We start from the raw sequence: 8,465 nt of genomic DNA, 5'->3' as shown, positions 1-8,465 counted from the left end.
GAGCAGAAGCCGTCCGTGACGGCATCCTGCCCGCTACACTCCCACCGCTCGACGCTTCCCCAGGTCAAGCCACGAAGTACTGCTGGAGTACTAGGACTGCAGGTCGATGCCGGTGATGTCGCCGACGCCGCCCCGGGCTGCCCGGATGGCCACGGTCACCGCGAGGAGCTGGGCATCAGGTGAGGACAGCGGCAGCGCGGCCACGAACGGCAGCAGCGTGGGGGCTGCGTGCCCTTGCTGCGTCGTCGCCGGTGGCCAGGGCCGACAGTTCCTTGCGCAGCTCCGTCAGCTCCCGGCGGTGTTCGTGGCCGACGACGGCCTGGGCGGCGTGAGTGTCATTCAGGCCGTCGAAGGGCACCGCCGGCCGGTAACCGGCCGTGACGCCGTCATCATGCCGGGTCCGCTCCCTCGGCCCGCTCGGCCCTTTCCGGGCGGTGGGGCAGCAGGGCCACCGTCAGGGCTGGTACGGCGGCGAGGACCAGCCAGGGCACGGCGGCCGGGAGGCCCAGGTCGAGCAGCGACCCGATGGCTGAGCTGCCGATGAGGACGATCAGGCCGGAGACCGAGGACAGCGCGCCGGTGTAGAGGCCGATGCGGCCGTCATCGGCGAGGTCGGGCACCCAGGCGCGGGCGGCCGGGACGACCAGCATCTGACCGAGAGTGAGCAGCACGACGTAACCGGCAGCGGGCAGGAGCCCGGTGATGCCCGTCCAGTCGGCGGGGCGCGCGGCGGCGACGACCGCGAAACCGGCCGCGACGAGCAGCAGCCCAGCGGCCATGGAACGGCGCAGGTCGAGCCAGTCGCCCGCCCAGCGAGTGACCGGGAGTTGGGCGAAGACGACCAGCAGGGAGGACAGCGCGAACAGCCAGGGCAGGGGCGCCTGGGAGCCTGCCGCGCGCTGCACCTCGTCCGGCAGGGTCAGGTAGAGCTGGTTGTAGGCGAGCAGGTAGCTGCCGTATGCGCAGCACACGGCGAGGAAGCCGCGGTTGCGCAGCAGCGCGCGGACCCCGCCCCGCTGCCGGGTGCGGACCCGGCCGGGAATGTGCTGCGGCATCAGCCACGCGTGCCCGGCCAGCACGAGGACGAAGACAGCTGCCCCGGCGAGGCAGGCGGTGCGGAAGTCCACGGCGAGCAGCAGGCCGCCGAGCAGCGGGCCGACGAACGCGCCGGCCTGGCCCGCCGCGGAGAACAGGGCCAGGACGCGGGTCCTCGCGCCGTGGCCCTCTTGCTCCCAGACCACTGCTTGTCTGGCCACTTCGGACTCCACCGCCGGGGAGAACAGTGCGGCGGCGAAGCCGATGGCCAGCACCGCGCCGATCACCGCCCATGTCTGCTCCGCATATCCCAGCCAGGCGAACCCGGCGATCCGCAGCACACAGCCGGCCAGGACGACCGGGCGTACCCCGTAGCGGTCCACGAGCCAGCCGCCGACGACGAAGAGGCCCTGCTGGCTGAAGGTGCGCAGGCCGAGGACGAACCCGACCAGCCAGCCCGCCATGCCGATCGCGGTGCCGAGGTGCTCGGCGAGGAATGGCAGGACGGCGTAGAAGCCGATGTTGAAGGCGAGCTGCGTCAGGATCAGCAGCCGCAGCAGCGGTGACAGGTGCTTCCAGATCCGCTCGCGTGGGGACTTCGGTGCCCGCGACTTCGGTGTCTGGACGGTTCGGCGGGGCAGGACACGGGAAATGAGGTCCGTCATGGGGTTTCTGCCCGGGAGATCGGTGAGGCGGATACGGGGTACAGGCGTGTCTCCGGGCCCGCCGACTCCGGCGCGGGCGGGACTTGCTCGGCGGGGGCGCCGGGGCGAGCCCCGGGCCGCTTCCGTCGCCGAGGCAGACGCATGCCTCCCGCCGCCGTCACGGCGAGCGCGCCGAGCAGGGCGAGGACGGCGGCCGGGGCGAGGATCGCCCAGGGGGCGCGTTCGGCGTACGGCTGGTTCTCGGCGAGGAGCAGGCCCCACTCGGGAGAGGGCGGCTGGGCGCCCAGGCCGAGGAAGCCGAGGGCGGCCAGGGACAGGGCGATGCCGGGCAGTCGGAGCAGGGCGAGGCGGACAACGCGTGGCAGGACGGCCGGGAGCAGGTCGTGGGTGAGCAGGTACCACTCTCCGGCGCCCAGGGCGCGGGTGGCGGTCAGGTGGGTAGTGGCGCGTTCTTGCTGGAGGAGGGCGGAGGTGTGGGTGGCCAGCGGGGACCAGGCGACGGCGGCTACGGCGATCGCGGGGGTCCAGGGTCCACTGTCGGCGATGCCGGTGACGAGCAGGCCCGCCAGGACGGGCGGTACGGCGTTGACTGTGTCCACCAGCGGGCCGGACAGCCGGGGCAGTAGGCCCAGCAGCACGCCCATGACCAGAGCGGCGGCGCTCACCGCGAGGGCGATGCTGAGGGTGTTCAGGGCCCCATGGGCGACGCGCGCCAGGAGGTCGCGGCCGAGGGCGTCGGTGCCGAACGGGTGCGACCAGGAAGGGGCCTGGAGGCGGGCTACGGTGTCCAGCGCGAGCGGGTCGCGTGGCAGACCCCAGCCGATGACGGCGAGAAGCAGCGCCCCGTACAGCAGGGGCAGGATTCCGCGCGCGGGCGGGGCGGGCGGGTTCAGGGAGTGCAGCGCGCCGTCGCGTAGCGCGGGCCCGATCAGCAGGCGGGCCGAGCCCCGGGCCAGGGCGCCGGCGGCTGCCGCGAGCAGGGCGAGGGCGAGTGTGCCGGTTTGGAGGACAGGCAGGTCCTGTGCGAGGGCGGCGCGCAGGGTGAGCCGGCCGAGGCCAGGGATGTCGAAGATCTGCTCCACGGCGACGGCTCCGCCGGTCAGGCCGACCACGAACAGGCCCAGATTGGGCAGCAGTCCGGGCACGCAGCGCCGCAGTGCCTGGCGGGCCACGGACTTGGGCGGTATGCCACGGGCGGCGCTGGCCAGCGTCCACGGCTCGGCGAACGCGGCGGGCAGCAGGTCGTCCAGCATCCGCCCGAGGACCGCGCCGACGGGCAGGCCAAGGCCGAGGGAGGGCAGGATCATCCACTGCGGCCCGTACCAGCCGAGGGCGGGCAGCCACCCGAGTTGCACGCCGATGACCGAGGCCAGCGCGGAGGCGACGAGGAACTCGGGAAGCGCGGCCAGTACCGCCGACCCCGTGCCGCCCGGCCCCTGTTCGCCGAGTTGGCGCCGCGAGCCCAGCCACAGCGTGCGGGCGCACACGGCCCCGGCCGTGCACACGGCCACGGTGAGGGCCCCGGCCATCAGCAGCAGAGAGACTCCGAGGGCCTGCGCGGCGGACGGCAGCACCTCGCTGCCGGAGACCCAGGACCGGCCCGCATCCCCGTGCAGAAGCCCGCCGAGCCAGCCACCGAGCAGCCGCAGCGGACCGTCGTCCAGGCCGAGTTCGTCTCGTACGGCCCGCAGCACCTCAGGGGTTGGATCTCTCTCCGCTGACCGTGCCTTCAGCACGGTCAGCGCGGGATCGGTGCGCGACAGCCATGGCAGTAGGCCGATCCCGCACAGCAGGGCGGCGGCGAGCGCGGCTCGCCACAGCAGCGTGAGGCCACCGCCCCGCGCGAGAGCGCGCAGGGCGGCGGGCAGGGCGGAGTGGCCGCGGGGGCGGCCGGATATGCGGTTCAGCGCCGGGTCCCTGTTCCGATGAACTTCCGCTCGTACGGGTCGAGCAGCGTGCCCTTCACCGACGCGCCGATGCCGGTGACGGCGTTCAGGTGGGCAAGGGGGATCACCGCGTCGGTGCGGAGGATCGCCGCCTCCGCCTTCATGGCGGCGTCCTGCCGCTTGGCGGTGTCGGAGAGGGCCTGGGCCTCGGCGGCGGCCTTGTCGACGTTCTTGTCGCACAGCAGCGACAGGTTGTAGGTGCCGTCGCAGGTGTAGTCGCTGGTCAGGACGGAGACGGGATCGCCGGTGTCGAGCATCATGTTGCGGGCTGCGACGGCGGCGTCGAACTTTCCGGCCAGCAGGTCGGCTTCCAGGCGTGCGTAGTCGCGCACCTCCAGTTTCACCTTGAACCCGGCCTTCTGAAGCTGCTGTTGCAGCACCTGCGCCACCTCGGCCAGCTCGGGACGGCTGGTGTAGGTGGCGATGGTGATGCTCTCGCCGTGGGGGTCGGTGGCCGTCGCCCGGCCGGTCGGCTCGACCTGCTTGCCGGCCGCCCAGGTCAGGGCGGGGCCGTAGATGCCCTGGCCGGGTTCGGCATACCCCTCGTACACGTCCTTGGCGATGACGGAGGTGTCGATCGCCTTGCGTGCGGCGGCGCGCAGGCCGGCGTCGGTGAAGACGCCTGACTTGGTGTTGAGGTGCAGGCTGACGTTGCGGGGCGTGTTCGTCTCGTGGCCGGTGTCCTTGTCCAGGGAGGCGATCTGCGCGACGGGGATCGCCTCGGCGATGTCCGTCTGGCCGGTGCGCAGGGCATTGGCGCGGGCGGTGCCGTCGACGATGAACCTCGCGTCGACGCCGGAGGCTTGGGCGCGGCCGCCCCAGTAGTCGTCGAAGCGGTCCAGGGTGGCCGCCGTATCGCCGGTGATCTTGGTGAGTTCGAAGGGGCCGGTGGCGGTGCCGACCGGGTTCACGGCGCCCTTCTTCCCGTACGCCTTCGGGGAGAACACCGCCAGGCTCGGGTTCGACAGCCGCAGCGGCAGCACCGGGTCGGCCTCGCCGGTGCCGACCCGGACCTGGTCCTCGCCCACCGCCTGGGCGGTCAGCTTCACGCCTGACAGGGCGGCGGGCGCCGGCTCGGCCGCGGCGGCGTGGGTGAGGGCGGAGGCGACGGCCTTCGCGGTGACCTCGGTGTCGTCCTGGAACTTGGCCTGCCGCAGCGTGAACAGCCAACTCCTGCCGTCCTTCTCGCTGTTCCACGACTCGGCGAGCGCAGGGACCGCGGTGCCGTTGGCGTCCAGCCGGGTCAGCCCCTCGGCGACACCCAGCCGGGACAGGTGGAAGGCGTCGTAGCCGTACGGGGAGAAGTTCTGTGTCGGCGTGAAGGCCAGCGCCACACGCAGGCGTCCGCCCTCGCCCGAGCCGGACGAATCCGAGGACGACGAGCCGCCGCCGGAGGCGAAGCAGCCGGAGAGCAGCGGGGAGAGCAGCGGGGTGAGCAGCAGGCCGGCCATCAGCCGACGGCGGGGAGTTCTCATGGTTCGCGTTCTTGTCTTTCGGGTGTGTCGATCAAGGGAGCATCTGCTCCAGTAAGTGATTATCATTTTCATTTGAAGGCTTGGCTGTCAAGTCGTCGGGATCTCGAAGTGGACGACCCCGTTACCGCCGCCGAGCACTTCGTCGCGCTCGTCGCACACCACCATTCCCAGCGACCGCCACAGGTCCATCGCGCCGGGCGAGTCCGGATACGTGTGCAGGTAGACCGACCGGTAGCCGCCGTCGGCCTTCGCGAATGCCAGCAGCTCGGCCACCAGCCGCCGGGCCAGCCCGCGCCGCCGGTGCTCGGGCCGCACGTACACCCGCCGCAGCTGAGCGGTCTCGCCCGACGGATAACGCTCCGCCAGCCAGCGGGGGTTCGGCGGATGGGCAGGACCACGTGCGTCCAGCGCGGCCGTAGCAGCCACCGTCCCGCCCCGCCCATCTATGGCCACCAGCAGCGTGTGCCGGGGCGGGGCCAGGTAGAAGCGCTCCGGATCGATGATGTCGCCGTGCCAGCGGGGCACATACCCGGTGCCGAAGTCCCGGTAGACGGTGTCGAGCATCACGGCCCGAGCCCCGTCGAGGTCGTCTGTGGTCGCGGTTCTGATGCAGTAAGTAGGCATCTGCAAATGCTATGCAAGTAGACCCATCGGTGCGGCTGAAGCCGCCCCGCTTACGGAAAGGTCTGCCACGCGGGGGAGGGTCCCGCGCCCGATGAGCTTGGGGCGGTTGCAGTCGCTCGCCTCGCCGCGGTCCCCACCATGACGCCAGCGGCGGCGGCCGTCACACCGGTAGCTGACGCCGTGGTCCCAAGCGGTAGTCGTCGCAGACCCAGCGGTGATGGTCGCTACGGTCCCGTGGTCGCCGCCCCAGCGGTGGTCGTTGACCTCGACGCCGGCGGCCGGGCGCTGGGGCGTGGTCGGACGTTGACGGCCGCTCTCCCTCCTGCACGTCGGCCGGCTCTGTACTGCGTCAACCGGCGCGCGAGAGGTTGCCGACGCGGCGACACCCCGAGGTTCCATACATCGCGAGGAACCCCCGTTCAGTAATACCATACACTGTATGGAAAGTCGAAGGGTGCTACCCGAAGGGCCGACTCACCTGTCGCTCGTGATGACGTCGCCGCGGCGCCGGAACCCGGGCTTCGTGCCGGGCGACTCTCCGCATGGCGCACTATCGCCCGGCCGGGACCCGCGCATTACCGAGAGCGGCCCTCACGAAATGCCCCGGCACATCACGTGGTCAACGGCAGCTCGAGAACTTGTCATTGCGAACATTGCTCCTGAGCGGTCTTCACCCATCTGCTCGACCTGCGGCTGAAGCTGTCGCGACCGCGTAGAGACAGCGAGAGCCCACGACTTACCGAGTGCAGCTTCCGGGTTCGCATCGCGACCGCTGGCGCCGCGGACGCGTCTTCCTGTTCGGCGACGCGGCCCATCTGCCTGGTCACGCGCGGCATCGCGGTGACGACAGGGCTGGGCCACGACCCGATGGGCATCGGCCGTCAGCCCGCCGTCAGTTCCGTCAGGGGCAGTGTGTGCTGAGTGCGGACCACCTTGGCACGGAGGTAGCGGACGTTGTGCGACGTGGTGAAGACACCCGTGGGAACGTGCTGGGTCACCGTAAGGCCCAGGGTGCGCAGCTGGGCCGCCTTGTCCGGGTTGTTGGACAGCAGGTCCAGCTCAGAGATGCCGAGAGCGGCGAGCATCTGCGCGGCGGCGGTGTACTCGCGGGCGTCCTCGGGGAGGCCGAGGGCCTCGTTGGCCTCGTAGGTGTCGAGGCCCTGGTCCTGGAGGGCGTAGGCGTCGAGCTTGTTGTAGAGGCCGATACCGCGGCCCTCCTGGCGGAGGTAGAGCAGGACGCCGCCGCGGTCGGCGATGCGCTCGACCGCCTCGCGCAGCTGGGGGCCGCAGTCGCAGCGAGCCGAGCCGAAGACGTCGCCGGTCAGGCACTCGGAGTGCAGGCGCACCAGCGGGGGCCGCCCGGCGGCAGGTTCGCCGAAAATGACGGCCACGTGTTCCTGGCCGTCGGGGAGGTGGTGGAAGGTGGCGAGGTCGGCGGTCACCGCGGAGCCGTCGCCGAAGCGGAGCGGGACCGTCACGCGGGTGCGCACCGTGGCTGCCGGCAGGCCGGTCGGATTGCTGCTGTGGCTGGGTGCCGTGGCGTTGCGTGAGTCGCGCATGTCGGTCTGCCTGTCCGGGGCGGCGGTTGCGGGTGTTGGTTGCGCGATGGGCCGACTCTGTCGCCGGGGCGGCCCACGCGCTCGGTCGTCGTCAGGGAACGAGGATGAGGCGGATCGGATCGCCGATCTTGCGCTCCAGGCGGTGGATCGCCTCGGGGGCGTCGGCCAGGGTGATGTGGTCGGTGATGGACGGGGCCAGGTCGAGACGGCCGCTGGAGGCCAGCCGGATGAGTTCGTAGACGTGGTCGAACGAGGATCCGTAGTGTCCGAACACCTTCTTGTTCTTCAGGTTGAAGGTCATCCGCTCCGAGATCTTCAGCGGCTCCATGGTGATACCCACCAGGACCAGCGCGCCGCGGTCACCCAGGAGGGGCGATGCCTGTTCCCGGACCGCGGGAACGCCCGCGAAGTCGAATGCGTGGTCCAGCCCCTCTCCGCCGGTGGCCCGCAGCACGGCTTCGGCGAAACCGGGGTCGGTCGGGTCGAGCGCGACATCGGCGCCGAACGCGAGGGCTCGCTCGCGCGCACCGGGCAGCGGGTCGACGGCGATGATCGGCGCGGCACCCATCATGCGGGCCAGCCGGACGGCATGGGCACCCACCCCGCCGACACCCCAGATGCCCACGGCCTGGGCGGAACGCACCTGCACGGTCTCGACCAGGGCTGCGTACGAGGTGGACACGGCGTCCGGGATGATCGCCGCCTGGTCGAAGGGAAGTGCGTCGGGGATGGGGACGACGGTGTCCTCACGGGCGATCGTGTACTGGGACCAGCCACCGTCGTAGTCGACGCCGCGGCCGCGGAACTCTATGCACACGCCGCCCCTGACGCACCGAGCGCACTGGCCGCAGGGCTGTCCGGCCTGCAGGGCGACCCGCGTGCCGACGGCCAGGTCGCGCTTGAGGCCGGGTCCCAGGGTATGGATGACACCGGAGATCTCGTGTCCGAGGGTGAGCACGTTGGAGTTCAGGTGCAGCGGCGAGATGCTTCCGTCGATGAGGTGGAGGTCGGAGAGGCACACGCCGGCCGCCTTCACTTCGATCAGTACTTCGCCCGGTCCGGGTTCGGGGATCGGGATCTCCTCCACGAGGAACTTCTTCGTGTCCAGGTGGACGCGTCCTGCCAGCATGGTGTCCATGGTTTGGGGCCTTCTCGAGTAGT

At 71.4% G+C, this 8,465-nt stretch carries 6 protein-coding genes; all 6 read right to left on the bottom strand.

What is annotated here, in order from left to right:
* Positions 1 to 389: 389 nt before the first annotated feature.
* The 6 genes from ACWCP0_RS36110 to ACWCP0_RS36085 all read right to left on the bottom strand — a co-directional run bounded on the left by ACWCP0_RS36110 (position 390) and on the right by ACWCP0_RS36085 (position 8,442).
* The gene (locus ACWCP0_RS36110) at positions 390 to 1,700 is read right to left on the bottom strand and encodes an MDR family MFS transporter (RefSeq protein ID WP_451082976.1); all 1,311 of its coding nucleotides are present in this window, start codon (positions 1,698 to 1,700) and stop codon (positions 390 to 392) included.
* Positions 1,697 to 3,523, bottom strand: a complete 1,827-nt coding sequence (locus tag ACWCP0_RS36105) for an ABC transporter permease subunit (RefSeq protein WP_451082979.1) — start codon at positions 3,521 to 3,523, stop codon at positions 1,697 to 1,699. The genes ACWCP0_RS36110 and ACWCP0_RS36105 overlap by 4 nt, the downstream gene beginning before the upstream one ends.
* Before the next feature lie 80 nt (positions 3,524 to 3,603).
* Positions 3,604 to 5,121, bottom strand: a complete 1,518-nt coding sequence (locus ACWCP0_RS36100) for an ABC transporter substrate-binding protein (protein ID WP_451082975.1) — start codon at positions 5,119 to 5,121, stop codon at positions 3,604 to 3,606.
* Between the two features lie 87 nt (positions 5,122 to 5,208).
* Positions 5,209 to 5,745, bottom strand: coding sequence for a GNAT family N-acetyltransferase (locus tag ACWCP0_RS36095; RefSeq protein ID WP_451082974.1), 537 nt, complete (start codon positions 5,743 to 5,745; stop codon positions 5,209 to 5,211).
* Between the two features lie 881 nt (positions 5,746 to 6,626).
* Positions 6,627 to 7,304, bottom strand: coding sequence for a GTP cyclohydrolase II (locus ACWCP0_RS36090; RefSeq protein ID WP_451082973.1), 678 nt, complete (start codon positions 7,302 to 7,304; stop codon positions 6,627 to 6,629).
* Between the two features lie 91 nt (positions 7,305 to 7,395).
* Positions 7,396 to 8,442: a zinc-binding dehydrogenase gene (locus tag ACWCP0_RS36085; RefSeq protein WP_451082972.1), complete on the bottom strand. Its 1,047-nt coding sequence runs from the start codon at positions 8,440 to 8,442 to the stop codon at positions 7,396 to 7,398.
* Positions 8,443 to 8,465 lie beyond the last annotated feature (23 nt).

Source organism: Streptomyces sp. NPDC001970 (assembly GCF_053594115.1).
Note: the sequence above shows the minus strand (reverse complement) of the source record. Positions and strands in the feature narration are given on the sequence as shown.